Here is a 22,025-nt window from a genome sequence, read left to right on the forward strand (position 1 = left end):
TCAGAAACCTGTCATCCGCATGCCCTCGCGGGCGGTGCGGTTGTTGCCATCGATCGCCATGGCGCGCTGGAAGCTCTCGGCCGCGTCGGATTTCTTGCCCTGACGGCTGAGCGCCACGCCGCGCAAAGCCCAGCTCTCGGCATTGCGGTTGTCGATGTTCAGGGCCGCGTTGAAATCCTCCAGCGCATCATCGACCTTGCCGGTCGCAAGACGGCTCTGGCCGCGCGCCTGGAAGGGGGCCGCGACGTAAGGGTTGCGGTCGATCGCGCCATCGAAATCCGAGAGTGCGAAATTGTGCTGGCCCTGGCTCTGATAGGCGAGGCCGCGGCTGTGATAGGCCTCGGCGCCTTCTGGGTTCAGGCGGATGACCTCACCGAGATCGGCGATGGCCTGGCCGAGATTGCCCTGCGCACGCTTGAGGTTTCCGCGGGCGAGATAAGCCGGGTAGTAGCGCGCATCGGCCTCGATCGCGCGGTTGAAATCGGTCAGGGCCTCGGCATTGCGCCCGGCCTGGCGATGCGCGAGGCCACGATTGGTGTAGGCCGCCGCATATTCCGGATTGAGCTGGATGGCGCGGGAAAAATCAGCCACGGCCTCGCCGAACCGGCCGGAGCGGGCAAAGGCCACGCCACGGGTGTTATAGGCCTGCGGATCGTTGGGGTTGCGGCGGATCACATCGGTCAGAGAGCCGATATTCGCCTGCTGCGCCGGGGCATTGCTGGGATCGTCGATCTCCGCGACCGACGGCAGGTTGAGCGGGGTCACGGATTCGCACGCGCCAAGCCCGAGCGCCAGCACCAGGGGCACCGCAAAACGCCATGCCCGCTTTCCGCCTTGCGGCAGAGCCTCAGCCATCGTCCCGTTCATGCCGGTCTCCAACAACAAAAAAGCGTCCGTTCGATATCGGACGCCTTCCTTAACGCTCGATCACATTGTGACGCATTTCCCTCCCGATGGGAAGAAAACACCGTTCACCCGAGAAAGGACCGCCACCGGGAAGCGATCCTGCAGGATCACTTCGCCTTTTTCGGGGCGGCGGCGATCAGGCCTTCGCGCTGCATGCGCTTGCGGGCCAGCTTGCGGGCGCGGCGGACGGCCTCGGCTTTTTCGCGGGCGCGCTTTTCGGACGGTTTCTCGTAATGGCCGCGCAGCTTCATCTCGCGGAAGATGCCCTCGCGCTGCATCTTCTTCTTCAGCGCGCGAAGAGCCTGGTCGACATTGTTGTCACGAACGAGAACCTGCACGTTTGCTCCGTCCAATCTGGGAATTGCGGTTTCGCTCCGGCATAAACGGAGTTTGATCGAGAGGTCGGGCGGATACCACAGCTCCCACCGCTTGTCCACGCCGCAAATCGGGAAAATTCCGCCTTTATCGGCAGGTTCAGGCTGGGAACGTCAAGCGCGTGGCGTGGCCCATCTTCCGGCCCGGCCGCATTTCGGCTTTGCCATAGAGGTGGATCTTGGTGACCGGTTCCGCCGCCAGAGCCTCCCATCGGGCGGTATTTTCACCCACGAGATTGAGCATTTCGACCCGCGCGATCCGCCGGGGATCGCCCAGGGGCCAGCCGGCAATCGCGCGGATATGCTGCTCGAACTGGCAGGTGACCGCGCCATCGAGCGTCCAGTGGCCGGAATTATGCACGCGCGGCGCGATCTCATTCACGATCACGTCCTCGCCCACCACGAAGAATTCCACCGCGAAGGTGCCGACATATCCAAGCCCATCGCCGATCGCGCGCGCGGCGGCGATAGCCTTGGCACTCGTTTCGGGCGAGACCCGCGCCGGGGCGATGGAACGATCAAGAATATGATCGCGATGTTCGTTCTCGGTTACATCGAAGGGGGCGAAAGACCCGTCGGCCTTGCGCGCGGCGACCACCGAAACCTCGGCCGAGAAGCGCATGAAGCCTTCGAGGATCGCTGGCGCGCCTCTGAGATCGGCCAGCGCAGGCGCGGCATCCGCCGGTGCCATGATCCTGACCTGGCCCTTGCCGTCATAGCCGAAGCGGCGGGTCTTGAGGATTGCGGGGGTGCCGATGCGGGCGAGGCCCGCTTCCAGCGCGACAGCATCCGGCACATCCGCAAAGGGGGCCGTGCCAAGGCCGAGCTTCGTGGCGAAGATCTTCTCGGCGAGGCGATCCTGGGCGATTTCGAGCGCATCGGCCGAGGGCGCGACCGGCACATGTCGCGACAGGAAGCGCAGGGCGCCAACCGGCACATTCTCGAATTCGAGCGTGACCATATCCACCTTGCCCACGAAGGCGGCGAGCGCAGCTTCATCCTCATAGGCGGCAATTGTATGCGCCTGCGCCACCTCGAAGGCCGGCGAACCAGCCTCGGGGCAGTAGATGTGGCAATGAAAGCCGAGCCGCGCAGCGGCGATGGCGAGCATGCGGCCCAGCTGGCCGCCCCCGAGAATCCCGATGGTCGCGCCGGGCTTCAGCATCATTCGTCTTCGGGCGTTTCGGCGATCGAGGCGGTCTGCTTCTCGCGGAACTCCTCGAGGCGCATCGCGAGCCCGGGATCGTTGAGCGCAAGGATCTGCGCCGCAAGGAGCCCGGCATTGATCGCGCCCGCCTTGCCGATGGCGAGCGTGCCAACCGGCACGCCACCCGGCATCTGCACGATCGAGAGCAGGGAATCCTGGCCCGAGAGCGCCTTCGATTCGACCGGCACGCCCAAAACGGGCAGCGTGGTCATCGCGGCGGCCATTCCGGGAAGATGCGCCGCGCCGCCGGCGCCGGCGATGATGATCCTGTAGCCTCGGGCCCTGGCCGTGCGGGCGAAGATGAAAAGACGCTCGGGCGTGCGATGCGCGGAGATGATCTTCGCCTCATAGGGCACCAGCAGCTTCTCGAGATGCTCGGCCGCGTGCTTCATCGTCGGCCAATCGGATTGGCTGCCCATGATGATGGCGACGGGGGGAACGGCTTTGGCCACGCGGTCAGCCTCCTCCAGAAGGGGCGGCGGTCAAGCGAGAACGCCCGGAGAAAGCACAGCCGGTTAGGCGAAAGCCCGCAGTTTTGCAAGAGAATTGCCCAATCCTGCCAAGATCAGGCGATGATATCCGGCGTAAGCCGATCCTGCAGAACGATCAGGCGGTCCTTCAGATGCAGTTTCCGTTTCTTGAGGCGCTGCACCTGAAGCTGATCCATCGCGCCAAGCTGTTCCAGAGCGGCGATGGCGGCATCGAGATCGCGGTGTTCGATCTGCAGGCGGTGAAGCTCGCTGTGGAGGAGTGCGCGTTCCTCGTCGCTCAGCGTCTCACGCATGAAAGAACCCCAGTATGACCGACCGCGTCAGAATGACGGCATCCGGGCCAAAACTCGACTTGGTTAATCGCCCGCCCAGCGGTTGTCCACATGCGTTAAGCGCGTTGGAAAGGCCCCGCGAATTCCGCTTGCAGCAAATCGCCGATGTGCCACACTCCCTTTCGTCGGCATAACAAATGGAGGTGTCGACCATGTCGCAAAGTTCGCATCTTGCTCAATTGGAGCGGAAGCATCGTGCCCTCGATGACGAGCTCAGAAACGAGCTTGCCCATGCCGCCCGGAACGAAGCGCGCATCGCCTCGATCAAGCGGCAGAAACTGGTTCTGAAAGACCAGATCACGCGCCTGCGAACAGGCAAATCGCACGAGAATCGTCAGCTGCACTAAGCGTTTTCCTGGCAACAGGACCCTGGTTCTCGCCGCGAGCAATTGTGGCACCACGGGTTCTGCGCCACTAGCGAGGAGAACCGCTCCGGGTGTTCGCCCGGAGCGGATTTTTCGCTGTTTTTCTCAAGCGCAAAGGGGGGGGGGCGAATCGCGCTGCGCCCCTGCCTGCGGAATCATCCGGGCGATCATTGGCCTGATTAGGCACCGCGCGCTGCAACGGCCATGCTTTCCGCCCGGGAACTGCCCAATTTCGTTGACAGGCGGGGGCAGGCTGGTAACAACCGCGCCGCGGGACAAAGACATGACAGAAAGCAGGATGATCGATGATTTCTCGTCGTGAGCATGATGCGATGGCCAACGCCATTCGCGCTTTGGCCATGGATGCCGTCGAGGCGGCGAAATCCGGCCATCCCGGCCTCCCCATGGGAGCAGCCGACATCGCAACGGTGCTTTTCCGCGACCATCTGAATTTCGACCCGGCGCACCCGACCTGGCCTGATCGCGACCGCTTCGTCCTCTCGGCCGGCCATGGCTCGATGCTGATCTATGCGCTCCTCCACCTGATCGGTGTGAAAGAGTTGACGATCGACCAGCTGAAGAATTTCCGCCAGCTCGGTTCCATCACTGCGGGTCACCCGGAACATGGCCACGCGCCGGGGGTCGAGACCACCACCGGGCCGCTCGGCCAGGGCCTCGGCAATGCGGTGGGAATGGCGCTCGCCGAGCGCATTCTCGCGGCGCGCTACGGCGGTTATGTTATCGATCACTACACCTATGTGCTCGCCTCCGACGGCGATCTCATGGAAGGCATCAGCCAGGAATCGATCACGCTCGCGGGCCACATGAAGCTCAACAAGCTGATCGTGCTGTTCGACGATAACGGCATCTCGATCGACGGTGCGATTTCCGTCTCGGATTCAACCGACCAGCTGAAGCGCTTCGAAAGCGCAGGCTGGAATGCCGAGCGCATCGATGGGCATGACCCGGAGGCGATCAACGCCGCCATTCTTCGCGCGAAGGCGAGCGACAAGCCAAGCCTCATCGCCTGCGTCACCACCATCGGCTATGGCGCGCCGACCAAAGCGGGCAAATCCTCCTCGCATGGTTCGCCGCTTGGCGCGGAAGAACTGAAGGGCGCGAAGGAAAGGCTCGGCTGGGCGCATGGCCCCTTCGAAATCCCGGCCGATATCCGCAAGGCCTGGGGCGTGGTGGGCAGTCGTGGTGCGGCCGCCCGTGCAGCCTGGCAGGAGCGGCTCGGCAAGGCAAAGCCTAAAGCCCGTGCCGAGTTCGAGCGCGTGATGGCGGGCGAATTGCCGAAGAGCCTCGCGAAAGCCCTGAAGACCTTCAAGGCAGAAGTCGCCTCAACGAAGCCGGAAGTCGCGACCCGCAAGGCGAGCGAAATGGTGCTGGAGGCGATCCAGCCCGCCCTGCCGGAACTGATTTCGGGTTCAGCCGACCTCACCGGCTCGAACAACACCAAAACCAGGGGCATGGCGGTTGTGAAGGCGGGCGCTTATGACGGCGCCTTCGTGCATTACGGCATTCGCGAGCATGGCATGGCCGCGGCCATGAACGGCATCGCGCTCCACGGCGGGCTCATCCCGGCTTCGGGCACCTTCCTCGTCTTCTCGGATTACTGCCGTCCCTCCATCCGCCTCTCGGCGCTGATGGGCCAGCGCGTGATCTATGTGATGACGCATGATTCGATCGGTGTGGGCGAGGATGGCCCCACCCACCAGCCGGTGGAGCATCTCGCGGCCTTGCGCGCGATCCCCAATCTCGATGTCTATCGCCCCTGCGACGTTACCGAGACGGCGGAAGCCTGGGATCTCGCGGTGACCACCAGGGATCGCCCCTCGCTGATCGCGCTGACGCGGCAGAACCTGCCGCAGTTGCGTACGGATAACGGCGCTAAGAACCTCTCGGCGCTCGGCGCCTACGAGATCGCCAGGGCGGAGGGGCGCGCCGAGGTGACGCTCTTCGCCACCGGCTCCGAGGTCTCGCTCGCCATGAAGGCGCGCGCGCTGCTGCTCGCCGAGGGCATTCTCGCCCGCGTCGTTTCCGTGCCTTCCTTCGAGCGTTTCGCCGCGCAGCCCGAGACCTATCGCAAGAAGGTGATCGGCCGCACGAAGGTGAAGATCGCCATCGAGGCCGCCATCCGGCAGGGCTGGGATGCGATCATCGGATCGGACGGGCATTTCGTCGGCATGGAAGGCTTCGGCGCATCCGGCCCCATCAACAAGCTCTACGCGCATTTCGGCATCACGCCGGAAGCGGTGGCAGCCAAGGCCAAGGCGGCGCTGAAGCGCTGAATCCATATTCAGGCGACCTTCACCGGATGGTCGCCTTCCCCGATCGTGAAGGAGAAGATCATGACCACGAAGGTTTTCATCAATGGCTTTGGCCGCATCGGCCGCAATGTGCTGCGCGCGATCGTGGAAACAAAACGCAAGGACATCGAGGTCGTCGGCATCAACGATCTCGGCCCGGTGGCCACCAACGCCCACCTGCTGCGCTTTGATTCCGTGCATGGCCGCTTCCCGGCCACGGTGGAAGTGGATGGCGATTTCATCATCGTCGCCGGCAAGCGCATCCGCGTGACCGCGATCAAGGACCCCGCCCAGCTTCCCCACAGGGAACTCGGCGTGGATATCGCCATGGAATGCACCGGCATCTTCACCACCAAGGAGAAGGCCTCGGCGCATCTGGCGGCTGGTGCGAAGCGCGTGCTGGTTTCGGCCCCTTGCGACGGCGCCGACAAGACCATCGTTTTTGGTGTGAACCATGACACGCTGACGGCGAAGGACCTCGTGGTCTCGAATGCCTCCTGCACCACCAACTGCCTCGCGCCGGTCGCGGCCGTTCTGCACAACGCGGTCGGCATCACGCAGGGCTTCATGACCACCATCCATGCCTATACCGGCGACCAGCCGACGCTCGATACGATGCACAAGGATCTCTACCGCGCCCGCGCCGCGGCGCTCTCGATGATCCCGACCTCGACCGGTGCCGCGAAGGCCATCGGCCTCGTGATCCCGGAGCTGAAGGGCAAGCTCGACGGCACCTCCATTCGCGTGCCGACCCCGAATGTCTCGGTCGTGGATTTCAAGTTCATCGCCCGGCGCAAGACCACGGTCGAGAAGATCAACGAGGCGATCATCAAGGCCTCGAGGCGCGGTCCGCTGAAGGGCATCCTCGGCACGACCGATCAGCCGAATGTCTCCATGGACTTCAACCACGATCCGGCCTCCTCCACCTTTGCGCTCGACCAGACCAAGGTGATGGACGACAAGTTCGTGCGCGTCCTGTCGTGGTATGACAACGAGTGGGGCTTCTCGAATCGCATGTCGGATACCGCCGCCGCGATGGCGAAGCTGATCTGAGCGCGAGAAGGCAGGGGCCATCCGCATCGCTTCATTCCTCAGGAAGGGCGCATCATGAGCGACCGCATCGAACCGAACCTTGGAATCGACCCGACTGCGGAACCGGCCCCTGCCCCCGTTCCGAAGCCTGCCGCAACCGCAACGCCATCCCCGAATTCCCGCGCGGCGCTCGACCAGCTCGCCCGGATCGAGGACAAGATGGCGCGGATGGAAGAGAAGTTCGCGCGCACGGAAGCCCTCGTGGCCCGGGCGCAGGACGGCCTCGACCGCGCCGCGACACGCGTCGAGAGTGCTGCCCGCTCCGTGGATGCGGCGGAACTCGTGACCACCGTCAACCGGCTCCGCGTGCAGGTCGCCAAGGTGCCCCGCCTCGGCGGCCTGGTGCTGACGGGCGTGGTGACGGCGGTCGCCACCGCCATCCTCTTCGTTCTTTTGCTGAAATTTTTCCCTGGCCTGCTGAAATGAGCTTCAAGACCCTCGACCAGCTCCCCGCCACCGGCAAACGCGTGCTGGTGCGCGTGGACCTCAACGTGCCGATGGAAAACGGCCACGTGACCGATGGCACGCGCCTCGATCGCATCCTCCCCACCCTGCGCGACATCACGGGCAAGGGCGGCAAGGTGATCCTGCTCGCACATTTCGGCCGACCCAAGGGTGAGACCTTCGAGGAGCGGGCGAACCCGGCCGAAAGCCTGAAGCCTGTGGCGGATGAACTCGCGAGGCGCCTCGGCCAGCCGATCGCCTTTGCCGCGAACTGCATCGGCGAGGTGGCCGAAAAGGCCGTCGCGGCCATGCAGAATGGCGATGTGCTCTGCCTCGAGAATACGCGCTTCCACAAGGCGGAAGAGAAGAATGGCGAGGCCTTCATCACCGCGCTTGCGAAGCTGGGCGACGCCTATGTGAACGACGCCTTCTCGGCCGCGCATCGCGCGCATGCCTCCACGGAAGGCCTCGCGCGGGTGCTACCCGCCTATGCCGGCCGCACGATGGAAGCCGAACTCAACGCGCTCCATGCGGCGTTAGGACAGCCGAAGCGCCCGGTGATGGCCATCGTGGGGGGCGCGAAGGTCTCGACCAAGCTCGACCTCCTAGGCAACCTCGTGTCACGCGTCGATTGCCTCGTGATCGGCGGCGGCATGGCGAACACCTTTCTCGCCGCGCGTGGCGTGAATGTGGGCAAGAGCCTCTGCGAGCATGACCTCGCGGGAACGGCCCGCGAAATCGAGAAGAAGGCGAAGGCGGCGGGCTGCGAGATCGTGCTCCCCACCGATGGCCTCCTTTCGAAGGAATTCAGGGCGAACCCACCGCATCGCGCCGCTTCCGTGAACGATGTCGCAGCCGACGAGATGATCCTCGATGCGGGTCCCGCTTCCGCGAAAGCCATTGCGGCGAAGCTCGCGAGCATGAAGACGCTGGTGTGGAACGGCCCGCTCGGTGCCTTCGAACTCGCACCGTTCGATACCGCGACCGTCGCGGTGGCGAAGGAAGCGGCCGCGCTTACGACCAAGGGATCGCTTGTCTCGGTCGCCGGTGGCGGCGATACCGTGGCGGCGTTGAACCACGCGGGCGTGGCGGATGACATGACCTATATCTCGACCGCCGGCGGAGCCTTCCTCGAATGGATGGAAGGCAAGGAACTGCCCGGCGTGAAGGCGTTGGGACAAGTCGGCCGCGACACCAAGCAATGAGTTGTCCCTTGGGGCGGTTTTTTATTTAAACTACAGATCAATGTAGTAGTGCTACCAGTTGGGTCAGGAATTTTCAGCCTCTCCCATCGTCATACTGGCGGGTTCGGCAAGGTTGCGCTATGCGCGGGGCCATTCACGTCAACTCCCGGGAGTAAGGACAACCATGCCTCGCATCACGATGCGCCAGCTGCTCGACCACGCCGCCGAGAATGATTACGGCGTGCCGGCTTTCAACATCAACAACATGGAACAGGCGCTGGCCATCATGGCGGCCTGCGACGCGGTCGATGCGCCGGTGATCATCCAGGCCTCGCGCGGCGCCCGCTCCTACGCGAACGACATCATGCTGAAGCACATGATGGACGCGGTGACCGAGATCTACCCGCATATCCCGGTCTGCGTGCATCTCGACCACGGCAACGAGCCCGCGACCTGCATGACCGCGATCCAGGCCGGCTTCACCTCGGTGATGATGGACGGTTCGCTGAAGGCCGATGGCAAGACGCCCGGAGACTGGGATTACAATGTCGGCGTGACGAAGCGCGTGACCGAGATGGCCCATCTCGGCGGCATTTCGGTGGAAGGCGAACTGGGCGTGCTCGGCTCCCTCGAAACCGGCATGGGCGACAAGGAAGACGGCCATGGCGCGGAAGGCAGGCTTTCTCACGATCAGCTTCTCACCAACCCGGATGAGGCCGTGAAATTCGTTCAGGAAACCAAGGTCGATGCGCTCGCCATCGCCATGGGCACCAGCCACGGCGCCTACAAGTTCTCGCGCAAGCCCGATGGCGCGATCCTTGCCATGCATGTCATCGAGGAAATCCACAGGAAGCTGCCGAACACGCATCTCGTGATGCATGGCTCGTCTTCCGTGCCGCAGGAATTGCAGGACATCATCAACCGGTACGGCGGCAAGATGAAGCCGACCTGGGGCGTGCCGGTGGCAGAGATCCAGCGCGGCATCAAGAACGGCGTCCGCAAGATCAACATCGACACCGACAACCGCATGGCGATGACCGGCCAGATCCGCCGCATCTTCGCGGAGGAGCCAGGCGAGTTCGATCCGCGCAAGTATCTCAAGCCCGCCATGGAAGCGATGACGAAGCTCTGCCGCCAGCGGCTGGAGGAGTTCAATACCGCCGGACAGGCCCCGAAGATCAAGAAGGTGCTGCCACTCTCGGAGATGGCGAAGCTCTATGCCAGGGGTGCGCTCGATCCGAAGATCGCGTGACGGCACCGCACCACCATCCGGCGCGGGCCAGCGGAAAGCTGCGCCCGCGCTTTCGTTTTCAAGTGCCCGCTTTCGTGCGATAGGAATGCGCATGGTTCCGCAATTCATGCTCATCGCGCCCCAGATCGACGATCCAGCGCCCTTCCTTCCCCGCTTCCGGGCCCTCGCCTCCACCGGCGCGCTGGCCGTGGCGTGGCTGAACGTCACCGCCGAGAGCGATGCGGCGCTGAAGCGCAAGCTCGAAATCCTCGCCAAACCCCTGCAGGATGCGAATGTCGCCTGCCTGATGGCCGCGCCGAAGGACCCGCGGCTCGTGGCCCGGCTCGGGCTCGATGGCGTGCATGCGCAGGCCTCGGATGATCTCGGCGCACTGGTCGAGGCGCTGAAACCGCAGCGCATCCTCGGCGTGGGCGGGCTTCGCTCGCGCCACGAGGCCATGGAAGCCGGCGAGCGCGACATCGATTACGTGATGTTCGGAGAGCCGCGCGCGGATGGCTTCGTGCCGCCGCTCGCGCAGACCATCGAACGTGCGGAATGGTGGGCGACCATTTTCAACGTGCCTTGCGTGGCCTATGCGCCGGATCTGGATTCGGTCGCGCCGCTTACCGCGACGGGCACGGAGTTCATTGCCGTCGGCCCGTGGCTGTTCGAGGCAGAGGACCCGGCCGCCCTGCTCGCCGAGGCGCGCCGCATCGCAAAATCGAACGTGCTTGAACGCGTGGAACGGTCATCTGCGCCGGACCTCGCCTCGCGGGGTTGAAAATCAACGCAAGCCGGGGCAAGCCTGCGCTCCCTTCCGATATTCCCTGCGCGCAATCGCCGCGCGTCCCGATTGGACCCTTCTCCATGATCCGCTCGCCGCTGATGAACGTGATGACTGCCGCCGCCATCAAGGCCGGCAAGGCCCTGAAGCGCGATTTCGCGGAAATCCCGAGCCTGCAGGTCTCGAAGAAGGGGCCCGGCGATTTCGTCTCGGAAGCGGATAAGCGCGCCGAGAATATCCTCTATCAGGAGCTCTCCCGCGCGCGGCCGGGCTATGGCTTCCTGATGGAGGAGCGCGGCGTGGTGGAGGGGCCGGACAAGTCCCACCGCTTCATCATCGACCCGCTCGATGGCACGACGAACTTCCTGCGCGGGCTGCCGCAATTCGCGATCTCCATCGGCCTCGAACGCGAGAACGAGATCGTCGCGGGGCTCGTCTACAACCCCGTCACCGAAGAGATGTTCGTGGCCGAGAAGGGCGCGGGCGCCTTCGCGATGGGCCCGACGAGCCGCGACAATTACCGCCTGCGCGTGTCGCAGACGCGGGAACTCTCGGAGAGCGTGATCGGCTGCGGCATTCCCCATGCCCTGCGCGGCGACCATGGCCTGTTCCTGCGTGAACTCGCCGGCATCATGCCGCGCGTCGCCGGCGTGCGACGCATGGGCTCGGCGGCGCTCGATCTCGTCTTCGTCGCCTGCGGCCGCTTCGATGCGTTCTGGGAGCACAATCTCTCCCCGTGGGACATTGCCGCCGGCATCCTCCTCGTGCGCGAGGCGGGCGGCCTTGTCAGCGCGGTCGATGGTTCGCCGGATATCTTTGCGAAGCGCTCGGTCTTCGCGGCCAATGCCACGCTGGCCGAACCGGTGCGCGAGCTTCTCGCCGTCGCGCGCGGCTGATCGTCCCGAAGCCATCCGGGTTGCCAATCCGCGCCGAACACGGTTGACTGCGCCCCGTTGCGAGGCGACCGGAGGATTCATGGCGAGCGTGCGCGAGAGCCAAGCCCTTTCGACACCGGGGCTCTACCTGTTCCGGATGGTGGTGTTTCTGGCCCTGGCGGGCGTTCTGGGTTTCGTGCTGCAGCGGCGCATTCTCGAGGCTTTCTGGTTCAACCCGCTGCTCAACGGATTGATCGGCCTCGTGCTGCTTCTGGGCGTGGTCTTCGCCTTCGCGCAGGTCGTCCGGCTTTACCGTGAAATCCGCTGGGTGAATGCGCGCCGCGCGGGCGAGGAACTCCGGCCCGTGGCCGACCCCATCCTCCTCGCACCCATGGCCGCGCTCCTCGGCGAGAAGGCGGGCCGGGCCGGCATCTCCACCCTCACCCTGCGCTCGGTGCTCGATTCCATCGGCGGACGGCTGGATGAAAGCCGCGATATCGGACGATACCTCACCGGTCTGCTGATCTTCCTTGGCCTGCTCGGCACATTCTGGGGCCTCATCGAGACGGTCTCCTCGATTGGCGGCGTCATCGAGAAACTGCCGAGCGCCGGCGAGAACAATGCCCTTTTCGATGAACTCAAGCGCAACCTCGCCGCTCCGCTGGGTGGCATGGGCATTGCGTTCTCGTCTTCGCTTTTCGGGCTCGCCGGCTCGCTGATCCTCGGGTTCCTCGACCTGCAGGCCGGGCAGGCGCAGAGCCGCTTCTTCTACGATCTTGAGGAATGGCTCTCGTCCTCCGTGCAGGACAGCGCCGCGAGCGCCGGCACGCAGGATGACCTGCGCCATGCGCTTGACGGCATTTCGCGCGCGGTGAACGACGCCGGCGCGGGGCGCAATGCGACACAGGCGTTGGCAGCCCTCGCGGAAGGCCTGCACGGCCTCGTGCAGCATATGCGCAACGAGCAGCAGATGATCCGCTCCTGGGTGGAGGCGCAGGCCATTCAGCAGGCGGATGTGAAAAAGCTTCTGGAGAAGCTTTCGCGCGATCAGGATGCGCTGAACAACAAACGAGGCCCGTGATGGCCCTTTCCCGCCGCGCGCGCGACCGGCAGATCGATGACTGGCCAGGCTTCGTCGACGCCCTGTCGACGCTGCTGCTGGTCTTCACCTTCCTCATCGCGGTCTTCATGCTCGGCCAGTTTTTCATCGGGCGGGAGATGGCCGGCAAGGAAGACGTGCTGCAACGCCTCGCGCGCCAGCTTTCCGAGCTTTCCGACCTGCTGGCGCTCGAACGCTCGGCGAAGGTGGAGGGCGAGCAGCGCATTCTCAGCCTCTCGGCCACGCTGCAGCGTGCCGAGGCCGAGCGCGAGCGGCTCGCGGGCCTTGCCGCCAATGCCGGGCAGAGCGAGCAGCAATTGGGCACATTGAGCCAGCAACTGGCCGATGAGAAAACCGTTGCCCAGCGCGCGCTGGAACAGGTGAGCCTCCTCAACCAGCAGATTAGCGCGCTGCGCCAGCAATTGCAGGCGCTGGAGGGCGCGCTCGAACAGGCCGAGGGTCGTGAGAAGGATGCTCAGACGCGCATCGCCGAACTGGGCTCCCGCCTGAACGTGGCGCTGGCCCAGCGCGTTCAGGAGTTGACGCGCTACCGCTCGGACTTTTTCGGCCGCCTGCGCAATGTGCTGGGCACGCGACCGGATGTGCGGATTGTGGGGGATCGCTTCGTCTTCCAGTCGGAGATCTTCTTCGGCTCGGGCGAGGCGGTTCTCGCCGCGACCGGCCTTGGCGAACTGGACAAGCTCGCGGAGCTTCTGAAGAACCTCGAGCGCGAAATCCCGCCGGATCTCGCCTGGATCGCGCGGATCGACGGCCATACGGACAAGCGCCCGCTTTCCGGCGCGGGGCAGTTCAAGGACAACTGGGAGCTTTCCGCCGCCCGTGCCATCGCCGTGGTGCGCTATCTCGTGGAAAAGGGCGTCTCGCCTCATCGCGTGGTCGCGGCGGGCTTCGGCGAATTCGCCCCCATCGATTTCGGCGACACGCCGGAAGCACTGGCCCGCAACCGCCGCCTCGAACTGAAGATCACCGAGCGATGAGCATCCATCTCCGCAACGGATCACCTTCCGATCACGCCATGATGGCCGAAATCTGGGAGGCCGCGTGGTCCGAAATCTATCCGGGCGTGAACTTCAGCCAGCGCCGGGCGCTTGTGGAAGAGCAGTTGCGGGAGGCCGAGACCGGTCGCTATCGCCTGCGCGTCGCGGAGATGTCCGGCGCGCGCGTGGGGTTCACCCTCGTGGAAAAACACAGCGGCATACTGGAAATCATCGCGGTCTTGCCCGCGCGCTGGGGGGATGGCGTTTCGAAACTGCTGATCGAGGATGCCAAGTCGCAATCTCGCGGGCATCTCACGCTGTTCGTCGGGCAGGGCAATCCGCGCGCGGTGCGCTTCTACCACAAGGAGGGCTTCAAGATCGTGGGCGAGGGAACAAGCCCCTATTCCGGCCTGCCCACCTTTCGCATGGATTGGGACGGCTCGCCCCTTATGCCGTGAATTGCAGGTTGGCGAGCCGCGCATAGGCGCCATTGCGGGCGAGAAGCACCTCGTGGCTGCCCGCTTCGGCGATCATCCCCTCTTCCAGCACGAGAATGCGATCGGCATCACGGATGGTCGCGAGACGATGCGCGATCACCAGCGCGGTGCGGCCCTGCATGGCCCGGCCCAGAGCTTCCTGCACCATCCGCTCGTTCTCGGCATCGAGCGCGGAGGTGGCTTCATCCAGGAGCAGGATCGGCGCATCCCTGAGGATGGCGCGGGCGATGGCGATGCGCTGGCGCTCGCCGCCCGAGAGCGTGATGCCGCGCTCGCCGATCCGCGTTTCGAGACCCTGTTCCAGCTTCTGGGCGAAAGGCAGCACGGCCGCCTGCGCCGCTGCTTGCCGCACGGCCTCGTCGCCGGCTTCGGGCCGCGCGAGGCGGATGTTCTCGAAAATCGTGCCGGCGAAGATCACCGGGTCCTGCGGCACCACGGCGATCAGCGCGCGCAGATCGGCGAGGCGCATGGCGTGGATGGGCACTCCATCGATGAAGATCGCGCCGCCCGTGACATCGTAGAAGCGCATGAGGATCTGGAAGATCGAGGTCTTGCCGGCCCCGGAGGGCCCGACGATCGCGAGCCGATCGCCCGCCCGGATCGACACGGAAAGCGGGCCGAGAACACGCCTGTCCGGCGCTGTGGGGTAGGCGAAGGTGACGTTGTCGAAGCGAATCTCTCCGCGCGGCGGCCGCATGGGATCAACCGGCTTCTCGGGGTCGTTCACATCCGGCACGGTGGCGAGCAGTTCGCCGAGGCGCTGCGCGGCACCGGCGGCCTGCGCGAGTTCGCCATAGACCTCCGAAAGCTGGCTGAGGCCACTCGCCGCGAACACCGCATAGAGTACGAATTGCGAGAGACGACCGGCGGTCATCTCGTCAGCCATCACCGCCTTCGCGCCGGTCCAGAGGACGAAAGTGATGCTCGCGAAAACGAGGAAGATCACGATGGAGGTGAGGATCGCGCGGCTGAGCGTGGCGGCGCGGGCCGCATCATAGGCGCTGGTCACGGCAGCGCCGAAATGGCCCATGGCTGCGCGTTCACCGCCGAAACCCTGCACCACGCGCACCGCGCCGATGCGTTCGGTGGCGAAGGAGGCGGCCTCGGCCAAGGTATCCTGCGCGGCCTGCGAGCGCTTGCGCACACCCCGACCCGCCGCGACCAGCGGCAGCACGATCGCCGGGATGGCGAGCAGCACCATGGCCGCGAGCTTCGGCGAGGTGACAACCATCATCACCACCGCCCCGATGAGCAGGATGAGATTGCGCAGGGCAATGGAAGCAGAGGCCCCGAAGGTCGATTTCAGCTGCGTGGTATCCGCCGTGAGGCGCGAGACGATCTCGCCTGATCGCGCGGTATCGAAGAAGGCGCCGTCGAGCGTCATCACGCGGTCGAAAACCGCCCGGCGGATGCGCGCCACCACGCGCTCGCCGATCGTCATGACGAAATAGTAGCGCAGCGAGGAGGAGATCGCGAGCAGGGCGGTCAGCGCCACGATCATCCCGAAATAGGCATCCATCAGGCCGCTCGTCTCAGGCGTGAAGCCGAAATCGACGACGCGGCGAACGGCCTGCGGGATCGCCAGCGTCACGATCGCCGCCACCACGAGGGCCGCGAGGCCAAGCGCGATGTAGAGTTTTTCGGCCACGAGGAAGGGAAGCATGCGCCGCAGCGCCGAAAAATCGGCACGAGGCTTCTTCGGGCTTGCCGGGGCGGCAGGAAGGACGGTTTCGCTCATGGGCTGGAGGCGGCCTCGGCTGCGGAGGAAGGGTCAGTGTCGGTCTTCGGGGCAGGATGTCCCTCAACACGGCTTGTTCCGTCAAGCGCTCTCATGTATAGCCTCGCCGCGCTGAGCTTCACGGGCGCGGCAGCGAGCGGAAACGTTGGGCCGCGCCACTTTTTTCGAGGGGTCTCCCATGAAGGCCGAAATCCATCCGGACTACCATTTCATCAAGGTCGTGATGACCGACGGGAGCGAGTTCCTGACACGTTCGACCTATGGCAAGGCCGGCGACACGTTGAACCTCGATATCGACCCCAAGACCCATCCGGCCTGGACCGGCGGCACGCAGACCCTGCAGGATCGCGGCGGTCGCGTCTCGAAGTTCAACCAGAAATTCGCCGGCATCTCGTTCGGCAAGAAGTAAGCGGCGAGGCCTCGCGAGAGGCCCTGCCTGAGATCGGAAAGGCCCGCGTCAAACGCGGGCTTTTTTTGATTGGGGCACAGGCCGGGGAGGCGAGAGATTCCCAGCCCGGCTGAAGAACACGCCTTCAGCGGCGCTGGAAGGCCGCCGCGAGCATGCCCAGCTGGCTCGCCACGGGATTGTCGGAGAGGGCCGGTTCGGGCTCCGACTTCAGGTCCCGATCGAAGCGCTGAATGCGTGCATGCAGGCTGTTGGAACGCTGGATGAGGCTGCGCAGGGATTCCGGCAGCGCCACGAAGGTCGCATCATCCGTCCTGGATTCCAGCGGCGCGATGACCACGCGGCGATGCTCGCGCTCGGCCTCCTCGCGGGAGAGTTCACCTTCATTCACGGCACGCTGAAGCAGAAGCCAGGATGTCAATTGCATCAGGCGCGTCGTCAGCCGCATGCTCTCGCTGGCATAGGCGAGCGCGACCGGGCGCGCCAGGCAACGGCTGTCGGCGCGGCCCTCGCCATCGAGATAGGCAGCCGTCGCCTCCACCAGCGACATTCCCTCGCGAAAAAGCAGCATGAAGTTCTCGCTCGCCAGCAGGCGATGCGTGAACGAAACCGTATCGGAACCACCGCCATTGCCGGCGGACGAAATCTCGATTGTCGCCTGATCCCGTTCGTTGGCCATCTGTCTCACTCCATCACATCATCTGCGCCACTTCGGAACAGGGCGCCGGGGATGACGGATTAGGAGCAATTACAGCACCAAACCGGCCGGACCGGAAATTAACGGTTCATTCACGGTTAACAGATGGCATTCTCGGTGTTTGAAAATGGGCGGAGAAAGGCGGCGCAATGAGAGGAACCACGAATTTGGGCACCGGCACAAAAAAAAGGACCGCATCAAGGCGATCCTTGAGAAAGTCCAACAGGGAGGCGTCAAACAGAGCGGCGGGAGCCACTCGGGATCCGGCGAACCGGAACATGGCTCAAAATAGGCCGAAAATGTTGACGCCTCGTTAAGTTGACTGGATTTTCATCAATTCCGGCACAATCCCCGCAATCCGGACCGGTTCCGAAGACGGCCTCGCCTCAGTCTGGCTTGCGGAACAGCGCATCGGCCGCCGATTGGGAGGCGGATTTCTGCTTCCGCACCGCACCGAGCCGGGCGATCTCGGCCTCGAGCTGCTTCATGGTCTCGTCGAGATCGGAAAGCGAAAAGGCGCTGACATCCTGCCCCAGCACATAGGCGGTCTTCCTTCTGGTCGGCTCAAGATCATCGAACATGGCGCGTCCTGGCAGCGTGAAACGTGGTTGCATGCGAATCTTCCGCGCATTATAAGGTCGCAATTCCCAAAATGGCATCGCGTTGAAACGCGCTGCGCGCCTCCCCGGGAAGGGGGCGCGGGCGAAACCACGCGACCTCTTCAACCCGATGGAGGCCCGAGATGGCGACCCTGCTGATGTCCAAGGCGACGGCCGTGTGGCTGGTGGAAAACACCACGCTGACCTTCGACCAGATCGCCGAATTCTGCTCGCTGCATCCGCTCGAGGTGCAGGGGATCGCCGATGGTGACGTGGCCGCCGGCATGCGCGGCCTGGATCCGGTTCAGGCTGGCCAGCTCTCGCGCGAGGAACTGGAGACGGCCGAGAAGGACCCGAATTATCGCATGCGCGTGCAGGAATCGAAGGTGCGCCTGCCGGATCTCAAGCGTGCCAAGGGGCCGCGCTACACGCCGGTTTCCAAGCGCCAGGACCGCCCGAATGCGATCCAGTGGCTCATCAGGAACCACCCGGAACTGAAGGATGCGCAGATCATCCGTCTCGTGGGCACCACCAAGTCCACTATCCAGTCGGTGCGGGAGCGCTCGCACTGGAATTCGACGAACCTTCAGCCGCTCGATCCGGTGACGCTGGGGCTCTGCACGCAGATCGACCTCGATTTCGAGGTGAACCGCGCCTCCAAGGATCGCCCCGCACCGGCCCCGGACCAGGGCGCGACGCTGCTCCCGGCCGATGTCACAACCGGCATGGATGCACCGGAGCGCAAACCGAACCTCGATATCGAGACGGTGTTCGCCAAGCTGAAATCGCCGCGCCGCGAGGAGGACAGCGACAACTTCTGATAGAAAAACTATAAAATACATCTTTAGGTAGAATTTTGCGCCTAATCTCCCGTTCCGTTTGTGTAGCGGGAGATTTTCATGCCGGGCACCCTGATCGATACCTGCGTGCTGCGCGAGCTGCACCTGCCTCGCCCCTACTGGAAGGTGAGGCGGGCAGTGGACGACCTCTGGTTCGAGGATATCCGCCTTTCGATGGTGACCTTTGCCATCCTTGAAGGCGGGGTGACGGAGCTTCCGCAGGAATTCAAGCAGCGGCGCGTGCGGGGCTGGATGCGCGAGATCCGCCGGAAGCTGGGCGAAAACCTGCTGGGAATCGACTACGAAACCAGCGTCATCTGGGGCCATGTTCTCACCTCCGCCCGCCAGCGACGGCTGAAGCTGCCCTACCATGACAGCCTGATCGCCGCGACCGCCAAGCGGCACGAACTTGTGGTGATGACGCGCAATATCGGCTTCTTCGCGCCCTTCAACATCGAGGTGTTCAACCCTTGGGCCGAGAATCAGGACACAGCCTATGATTTCGGCGAGGAACCAGCCGAAAGTTTTTCGCAGCCCGGCGCCACGAGTGCCGAACTCAGCCTGCCACGTGACCAAGCCGCCAGCATCCCGGAGAGTCTGGACAGCCAAACCGAAGCCGCCTGATGCTCAGCCGACCGGGTGACGCCCCTCAAGCGCGCGAGCGATTTCCCCGAGGATCGCGGGATCGTCGATCGTCGCGGGCATGGTCCATGGGTCGCCATCGGCGATCTTCTTCATCGTGCCACGCAGAATCTTGCCGGAGCGCGTCTTGGGAAGGCGATTCACGGTGATCGCGGTCTTGAAGGCCGCAACCGGGCCGATGCGATCGCGCACGAGACCCACGCATTCCCGCTCGATGGTGCCGGGCAGGGCGTTCACGCCCGCCTTCAGCACCACGAAGCCCAGAGGCACCTCGCCCTTGAGCGAATCCTTCGCGCCGATGACGGCGCATTCCGCCACGGCCGGATGCGAGGCGAGCACCTCTTCCATGCCGCCGGTGGAGAGGCGATGGCCCGCGACGTTGATGATGTCATCGGTGCGGCCCATGATGTAGAGATAACCATCGGCATCACGATATCCCGCATCCGACGTGTTGTAGTAGCCGGGATATTCCGCAAGATAGCTCGACCGGAACCGGTCATCGGCGTTCCAGAGTGTCGGCAGGCAGCCCGGCGGCAGCGGCAGCTTCACGGCGATGGAGCCCATCTTTCCCGCTTCAACCGGCTTTCCGGCTTCATCCAGCACCTGAACATCGTAGCCTGGCATCGGGACGGTGGGCGAACCATGTTTCACCGGCAGGATTCCGAGGCCGAGGGGATTGCCGCAGATGGGCCAGCCGGTTTCGGTCTGCCACCAATGGTCGATAACCGGGACTTGCAGGATATCCTCGGCCCATTTCACCGTATCCGGATCCGCGCGCTCGCCTGCGAGGAACAGGGCGCGGAAGCCGCCGAGATCGTACCTGCCGAGATGTTCCGCCTTCGGGTCTTCCTTGCGGATGGCGCGGAAGGCGGTGGGCGCGGTGAAGAGCACCTTCACCTTGTGCTCGGAAATGACGCGCCAGAAGGCGCCGGGATCGGGCGTGCCCACGGGCTTGCCTTCATAGAGCAGCGTGGTGCAGCCCTTCAGCAGCGGCGCATAGACGATGTAGCTGTGACCCACGACCCAGCCGACATCGGAGGCCGCCCAGAAGACCTCGCCCGGCTCCATGCCGTAGATCGCGCCCATCGACCAATGGAGCGACACCATGTGCCCGCCATGGTCACGCACCACGCCCTTGGGCTTGCCTGTCGTGCCGGAGGTGTAGAGCACATAGAGCGGATCGGTCGCCTTGAGAGCCACGGCTTCCACCGGCCCCGCGCCCGCCACGATGAGCCGCTCGCGCCCCTCGGCCCAATCATGGTCGCGGCCCGCGATCATCTCGGCCCTGGCCTGCGGGCGCTGGAACAGCAGAACGTGGCCAACCTTGTGGGCGGCCTCGTCGATCGCACGATCGAGCAGCGGCTTGTAGGTCACCACGCGGCCCGGCTCGACACCGCAGGACGCGGTGAGGATCAGCCTCGGCTTCGCATCGTCGATGCGGGTCGCGAGCTCATGCGCGGCAAAGCCACCGAACACCACGGAATGGATGATGCCGAGCCGGGCGCAGGCCAGCATGGCAACCACCGCTTCGGGGATCATCGGCATGTAGATGATCGCGCGATCACCCTTCTCGAGGCCAAAGCCCCGGATCATGTGGGACAGGAGATCCACCTCGCGTTTCAGCTCCGAATAGGTGAGCGAGGAAGCGCTGCCGGTGATCGGGCTGTCATGGATCAGCGCGAGCTGGTCGCCGCGCCCCTGTGCGATGTGCCGATCGAGGCAGTTCGCGGCCGTGTTGCAGGTGGCATCGGGGAACCAGCGGCCATAGGCGCCAGCTTTCGCATCGAAGATCGCGCGGGGCGGCTCGATCCAGTCGAGCGCTGCGGCGGCCTCCCGCCAGAAGGCTTCCGGGTCCTTGCGCCAGCCCTCGTAGATCGCGTGATAGCGCGAAGCCTGAGCCATCATGTCATCCTCCCCTGTTCCATTCCGGCGGGGGCGGCTGCTTGCGAAACCGCCTCCACCTGCCCTTCCGGCTTGTTCTGAAAGAGGATTGTCATTCCCGCCCCGCTTTGTGCAAGGGGTGCCGGCTCATCATTTCGAGGGGGACCAGGCGCCAAAACCGTTGCTCCGCCCGCATTCCACGCCTAGTTTCAACTGAATTCAGACGAAAGCATGAAGCGTTTCGCGATTCGCTTCGCGGAAACTTCCCGGTGCGGAGACCCAAGCATGTCGGACCCCGTCGCCGACGCGCTGAGCCGGCTCAGCACGGCGCTCGACCGGCTCGACGCGGCGGCCATCCGCCATGTCGAGGCCGATCGTGTCCGCGCGACCCTCAAAACCGAACTGGCGGTGATGCGGGAAGACCGCCATCACCTCGCGGAGATGCTCGACCTGGAAACGGTTGCGCGCCTTGAAGCGGATCAGGCGCTGCGCGATTGTCTGCCCCGCCTCGATCGCGCCATCGCGCAGGTCAAGGCCGGGCTGGCGGGGGGCTAGGGCGTGGCGCAGGTCAGCGTGACGATCGACGGCAAGCAGTTCCGCATGGCGTGCGAGGACGGACAGGAGGCGCATCTTGAGGCTTTGGCCGCCGATCTTGATGGCCGCATCAAGGGCATGCGCCAGAGTTTCGGCGATATCGGCGACCTGCGCCTCGCGGTCATGGCCGGGCTGATGCTGGCCGACGAGGTGAGCGAGGAGCGCCGCAAGACTGCCGCCGCAGCGGAAGAGGTCGCGGCGAGCCGCGCCGCCGTTCAGAATGCGAGCCAGCTCGGCAACCAGCGCGAGGCGGATATCGCGCAGGCGATCATGAGCCTCAGCGAGCGGGTGGAGCGCATCGCGCGTTCGCTGTCGGGCGAGGATCGGGACGCGTAAAGCACATAATTCAAGCAGACCGTGTGGAAAGTCGCGCGGGATTCCGGTCGTCTCTGTGATCTGCTAGAATCGCGGGATGGGACACATATCTGGCGATAACCG

25 protein-coding genes are annotated in these 22,025 nt (G+C 64.6%); 16 read left to right on the plus strand and 9 right to left on the minus strand.

Annotated features, from left to right (window positions below; all coding sequences use genetic code 11):
* The 5 genes from ACKODO_RS08985 to ACKODO_RS09005 all read right to left on the minus strand — a co-directional run bounded on the left by ACKODO_RS08985 (window position 1) and on the right by ACKODO_RS09005 (window position 3,271).
* Window positions 1–867, minus strand: coding sequence for a tetratricopeptide repeat protein (locus ACKODO_RS08985; protein ID WP_408983100.1), 867 nt, complete (start codon window positions 865–867; stop codon window positions 1–3).
* Window positions 868–1,013: 146 nt separating this feature from the next.
* A complete protein-coding gene (rpsU, locus tag ACKODO_RS08990; RefSeq protein WP_408983101.1) occupies window positions 1,014–1,244 on the minus strand; it encodes a 30S ribosomal protein S21 in 231 nt (76 codons plus the stop codon).
* 136 nt (window positions 1,245–1,380) lie between these two features.
* The gene (locus ACKODO_RS08995; protein ID WP_408983122.1) at window positions 1,381–2,445 is read right to left on the minus strand and encodes a 5-(carboxyamino)imidazole ribonucleotide synthase; all 1,065 of its coding nucleotides are present in this window, start codon (window positions 2,443–2,445) and stop codon (window positions 1,381–1,383) included.
* Window positions 2,445–2,906, minus strand: a complete 462-nt coding sequence (purE, locus tag ACKODO_RS09000) for a 5-(carboxyamino)imidazole ribonucleotide mutase (protein ID WP_408983123.1) — start codon at window positions 2,904–2,906, stop codon at window positions 2,445–2,447. The genes ACKODO_RS08995 and purE overlap by 1 nt, the downstream gene beginning before the upstream one ends.
* Window positions 2,907–3,052: 146 nt before the next feature.
* Window positions 3,053–3,271, minus strand: a complete 219-nt coding sequence (locus tag ACKODO_RS09005) for a YdcH family protein (protein ID WP_408983102.1) — start codon at window positions 3,269–3,271, stop codon at window positions 3,053–3,055.
* A gap of 191 nt (window positions 3,272–3,462) precedes the next feature.
* Between ACKODO_RS09005 and ACKODO_RS09010 the strand changes: the two genes are divergently transcribed.
* The 11 genes from ACKODO_RS09010 to ACKODO_RS09060 all read left to right on the plus strand — a co-directional run bounded on the left by ACKODO_RS09010 (window position 3,463) and on the right by ACKODO_RS09060 (window position 14,152).
* On the plus strand, window positions 3,463–3,657 hold the full coding sequence (locus tag ACKODO_RS09010; protein ID WP_408983103.1) for a YdcH family protein: 195 nt from the start codon (window positions 3,463–3,465) through the stop codon (window positions 3,655–3,657).
* Window positions 3,658–3,980: 323 nt separating this feature from the next.
* Window positions 3,981–5,969: a transketolase gene (gene tkt, locus ACKODO_RS09015; RefSeq protein WP_408983104.1), complete on the plus strand. Its 1,989-nt coding sequence runs from the start codon at window positions 3,981–3,983 to the stop codon at window positions 5,967–5,969.
* Between the two features lie 60 nt (window positions 5,970–6,029).
* Complete coding sequence (gap, locus tag ACKODO_RS09020) at window positions 6,030–7,040, plus strand: type I glyceraldehyde-3-phosphate dehydrogenase (RefSeq protein ID WP_408983105.1); 1,011 nt, start codon at window positions 6,030–6,032, stop codon at window positions 7,038–7,040.
* A 54-nt stretch (window positions 7,041–7,094) separates the two neighbouring features.
* Window positions 7,095–7,505 carry a hypothetical protein gene (locus tag ACKODO_RS09025; RefSeq protein ID WP_408983106.1) on the plus strand — a complete coding sequence of 137 codons (411 nt, stop codon included), beginning with the start codon at window positions 7,095–7,097 and terminating at the stop codon, window positions 7,503–7,505.
* Complete coding sequence (locus ACKODO_RS09030) at window positions 7,502–8,728, plus strand: phosphoglycerate kinase (protein ID WP_408983107.1); 1,227 nt, start codon at window positions 7,502–7,504, stop codon at window positions 8,726–8,728. Before ACKODO_RS09025 ends, ACKODO_RS09030 begins: the two co-directional genes overlap by 4 nt.
* A 163-nt stretch (window positions 8,729–8,891) precedes the next feature.
* On the plus strand, window positions 8,892–9,959 hold the full coding sequence (fba, locus tag ACKODO_RS09035) for a class II fructose-bisphosphate aldolase (protein WP_408983108.1): 1,068 nt from the start codon (window positions 8,892–8,894) through the stop codon (window positions 9,957–9,959).
* A gap of 91 nt (window positions 9,960–10,050) precedes the next feature.
* On the plus strand, window positions 10,051–10,719 hold the full coding sequence (locus ACKODO_RS09040; RefSeq protein ID WP_408983109.1) for a thiamine phosphate synthase: 669 nt from the start codon (window positions 10,051–10,053) through the stop codon (window positions 10,717–10,719).
* Between the two features lie 86 nt (window positions 10,720–10,805).
* Window positions 10,806–11,618: an inositol monophosphatase family protein gene (locus ACKODO_RS09045; protein ID WP_408983110.1), complete on the plus strand. Its 813-nt coding sequence runs from the start codon at window positions 10,806–10,808 to the stop codon at window positions 11,616–11,618.
* A gap of 79 nt (window positions 11,619–11,697) precedes the next feature.
* Window positions 11,698–12,678: a flagellar motor protein MotA gene (locus ACKODO_RS09050; RefSeq protein ID WP_408983111.1), complete on the plus strand. Its 981-nt coding sequence runs from the start codon at window positions 11,698–11,700 to the stop codon at window positions 12,676–12,678.
* Window positions 12,678–13,694: a peptidoglycan -binding protein gene (locus tag ACKODO_RS09055; RefSeq protein ID WP_408983112.1), complete on the plus strand. Its 1,017-nt coding sequence runs from the start codon at window positions 12,678–12,680 to the stop codon at window positions 13,692–13,694. Before ACKODO_RS09050 ends, ACKODO_RS09055 begins: the two co-directional genes overlap by 1 nt.
* Entirely contained in the window at window positions 13,691–14,152 is a 462-nt protein-coding gene (locus ACKODO_RS09060) for a GNAT family N-acetyltransferase (RefSeq protein WP_408983113.1), read from the plus strand. The genes ACKODO_RS09055 and ACKODO_RS09060 overlap by 4 nt, the downstream gene beginning before the upstream one ends.
* Here ACKODO_RS09060 and ACKODO_RS09065 read toward each other — a convergent pair.
* Window positions 14,142–15,929, minus strand: a complete 1,788-nt coding sequence (locus ACKODO_RS09065) for an ABC transporter transmembrane domain-containing protein (RefSeq protein ID WP_408983114.1) — start codon at window positions 15,927–15,929, stop codon at window positions 14,142–14,144. The genes ACKODO_RS09060 and ACKODO_RS09065 overlap by 11 nt on opposite strands.
* Window positions 15,930–16,107: 178 nt before the next feature.
* Between ACKODO_RS09065 and rpmE the strand changes: the two genes are divergently transcribed.
* On the plus strand, window positions 16,108–16,338 hold the full coding sequence (rpmE, locus tag ACKODO_RS09070; RefSeq protein WP_408983115.1) for a 50S ribosomal protein L31: 231 nt from the start codon (window positions 16,108–16,110) through the stop codon (window positions 16,336–16,338).
* A gap of 124 nt (window positions 16,339–16,462) precedes the next feature.
* Here the strand turns inward: rpmE and ACKODO_RS09075 are convergent, their stop codons facing one another.
* Entirely contained in the window at window positions 16,463–17,014 is a 552-nt protein-coding gene (locus ACKODO_RS09075; protein ID WP_408983116.1) for a DUF1465 family protein, read from the minus strand.
* Window positions 17,015–17,418: 404 nt separating this feature from the next.
* Entirely contained in the window at window positions 17,419–17,646 is a 228-nt protein-coding gene (locus tag ACKODO_RS09080; RefSeq protein ID WP_408983117.1) for a DUF1192 domain-containing protein, read from the minus strand.
* Window positions 17,647–17,774: 128 nt separating this feature from the next.
* Between ACKODO_RS09080 and ACKODO_RS09085 the strand changes: the two genes are divergently transcribed.
* Both ACKODO_RS09085 and ACKODO_RS09090 read left to right on the plus strand, forming a co-directional pair.
* Entirely contained in the window at window positions 17,775–18,452 is a 678-nt protein-coding gene (locus ACKODO_RS09085; protein ID WP_408983118.1) for a DUF1013 domain-containing protein, read from the plus strand.
* A gap of 78 nt (window positions 18,453–18,530) precedes the next feature.
* Complete coding sequence (locus ACKODO_RS09090; protein ID WP_408983119.1) at window positions 18,531–19,094, plus strand: PIN domain-containing protein; 564 nt, start codon at window positions 18,531–18,533, stop codon at window positions 19,092–19,094.
* A gap of 3 nt (window positions 19,095–19,097) precedes the next feature.
* Here ACKODO_RS09090 and ACKODO_RS09095 read toward each other — a convergent pair whose 3' ends face one another.
* Window positions 19,098–21,014 carry a propionyl-CoA synthetase gene (locus ACKODO_RS09095; protein ID WP_408983124.1) on the minus strand — a complete coding sequence of 639 codons (1,917 nt, stop codon included), beginning with the start codon at window positions 21,012–21,014 and terminating at the stop codon, window positions 19,098–19,100.
* Window positions 21,015–21,278: 264 nt separating this feature from the next.
* Here ACKODO_RS09095 and ACKODO_RS09100 point away from each other — a divergent pair, with 264 nt between their 5' ends.
* Window positions 21,279–21,548, plus strand: a complete 270-nt coding sequence (locus ACKODO_RS09100; RefSeq protein ID WP_408983120.1) for a DUF4164 family protein — start codon at window positions 21,279–21,281, stop codon at window positions 21,546–21,548.
* Window positions 21,549–21,551: 3 nt separating this feature from the next.
* The gene (locus ACKODO_RS09105) at window positions 21,552–21,923 is read left to right on the plus strand and encodes a cell division protein ZapA (RefSeq protein WP_408983121.1); all 372 of its coding nucleotides are present in this window, start codon (window positions 21,552–21,554) and stop codon (window positions 21,921–21,923) included.
* Window positions 21,924–22,025: the final 102 nt, after the last annotated feature.

It is taken from the genome of Rhabdaerophilum sp., assembly GCF_046092605.1.
In the GTDB taxonomy this organism is placed as follows: Bacteria; Pseudomonadota; Alphaproteobacteria; order Rhizobiales; family Beijerinckiaceae; genus Rhabdaerophilum.

What these genes read in the sequence shown, in the direction of transcription:
- ACKODO_RS08985 (WP_408983100.1), bottom strand. Translation starts at nt 867, where the DNA reads ATGAACGGGACGATGGCTGAGGCTCTGCCGCAAGGCGGAAAGCGGGCA.
- ACKODO_RS08995 (WP_408983122.1), bottom strand. Translation starts at nt 2,445, where the DNA reads ATGCTGAAGCCCGGCGCGACCATCGGGATTCTCGGGGGCGGCCAGCTG.
- purE (WP_408983123.1), bottom strand. Translation starts at nt 2,906, where the DNA reads ATGGGCAGCCAATCCGATTGGCCGACGATGAAGCACGCGGCCGAGCAT.
- ACKODO_RS09005 (WP_408983102.1), bottom strand. Translation starts at nt 3,271, where the DNA reads ATGCGTGAGACGCTGAGCGACGAGGAACGCGCACTCCTCCACAGCGAG.
- ACKODO_RS09010 (WP_408983103.1), top strand. Translation starts at nt 3,463, where the DNA reads ATGTCGCAAAGTTCGCATCTTGCTCAATTGGAGCGGAAGCATCGTGCC.
- tkt (WP_408983104.1), top strand. Translation starts at nt 3,981, where the DNA reads ATGATTTCTCGTCGTGAGCATGATGCGATGGCCAACGCCATTCGCGCT.
- gap (WP_408983105.1), top strand. Translation starts at nt 6,030, where the DNA reads ATGACCACGAAGGTTTTCATCAATGGCTTTGGCCGCATCGGCCGCAAT.
- ACKODO_RS09025 (WP_408983106.1), top strand. Translation starts at nt 7,095, where the DNA reads ATGAGCGACCGCATCGAACCGAACCTTGGAATCGACCCGACTGCGGAA.
- ACKODO_RS09030 (WP_408983107.1), top strand. Translation starts at nt 7,502, where the DNA reads ATGAGCTTCAAGACCCTCGACCAGCTCCCCGCCACCGGCAAACGCGTG.
- fba (WP_408983108.1), top strand. Translation starts at nt 8,892, where the DNA reads ATGCCTCGCATCACGATGCGCCAGCTGCTCGACCACGCCGCCGAGAAT.
- ACKODO_RS09040 (WP_408983109.1), top strand. Translation starts at nt 10,051, where the DNA reads ATGGTTCCGCAATTCATGCTCATCGCGCCCCAGATCGACGATCCAGCG.
- ACKODO_RS09045 (WP_408983110.1), top strand. Translation starts at nt 10,806, where the DNA reads ATGATCCGCTCGCCGCTGATGAACGTGATGACTGCCGCCGCCATCAAG.
- ACKODO_RS09050 (WP_408983111.1), top strand. Translation starts at nt 11,698, where the DNA reads ATGGCGAGCGTGCGCGAGAGCCAAGCCCTTTCGACACCGGGGCTCTAC.
- ACKODO_RS09055 (WP_408983112.1), top strand. Translation starts at nt 12,678, where the DNA reads ATGGCCCTTTCCCGCCGCGCGCGCGACCGGCAGATCGATGACTGGCCA.
- ACKODO_RS09060 (WP_408983113.1), top strand. Translation starts at nt 13,691, where the DNA reads ATGAGCATCCATCTCCGCAACGGATCACCTTCCGATCACGCCATGATG.
- ACKODO_RS09065 (WP_408983114.1), bottom strand. Translation starts at nt 15,929, where the DNA reads ATGAGCGAAACCGTCCTTCCTGCCGCCCCGGCAAGCCCGAAGAAGCCT.
- rpmE (WP_408983115.1), top strand. Translation starts at nt 16,108, where the DNA reads ATGAAGGCCGAAATCCATCCGGACTACCATTTCATCAAGGTCGTGATG.
- ACKODO_RS09075 (WP_408983116.1), bottom strand. Translation starts at nt 17,014, where the DNA reads ATGGCCAACGAACGGGATCAGGCGACAATCGAGATTTCGTCCGCCGGC.
- ACKODO_RS09080 (WP_408983117.1), bottom strand. Translation starts at nt 17,646, where the DNA reads ATGCAACCACGTTTCACGCTGCCAGGACGCGCCATGTTCGATGATCTT.
- ACKODO_RS09085 (WP_408983118.1), top strand. Translation starts at nt 17,775, where the DNA reads ATGGCGACCCTGCTGATGTCCAAGGCGACGGCCGTGTGGCTGGTGGAA.
- ACKODO_RS09090 (WP_408983119.1), top strand. Translation starts at nt 18,531, where the DNA reads ATGCCGGGCACCCTGATCGATACCTGCGTGCTGCGCGAGCTGCACCTG.
- ACKODO_RS09095 (WP_408983124.1), bottom strand. Translation starts at nt 21,014, where the DNA reads ATGGCTCAGGCTTCGCGCTATCACGCGATCTACGAGGGCTGGCGCAAG.
- ACKODO_RS09100 (WP_408983120.1), top strand. Translation starts at nt 21,279, where the DNA reads ATGTCGGACCCCGTCGCCGACGCGCTGAGCCGGCTCAGCACGGCGCTC.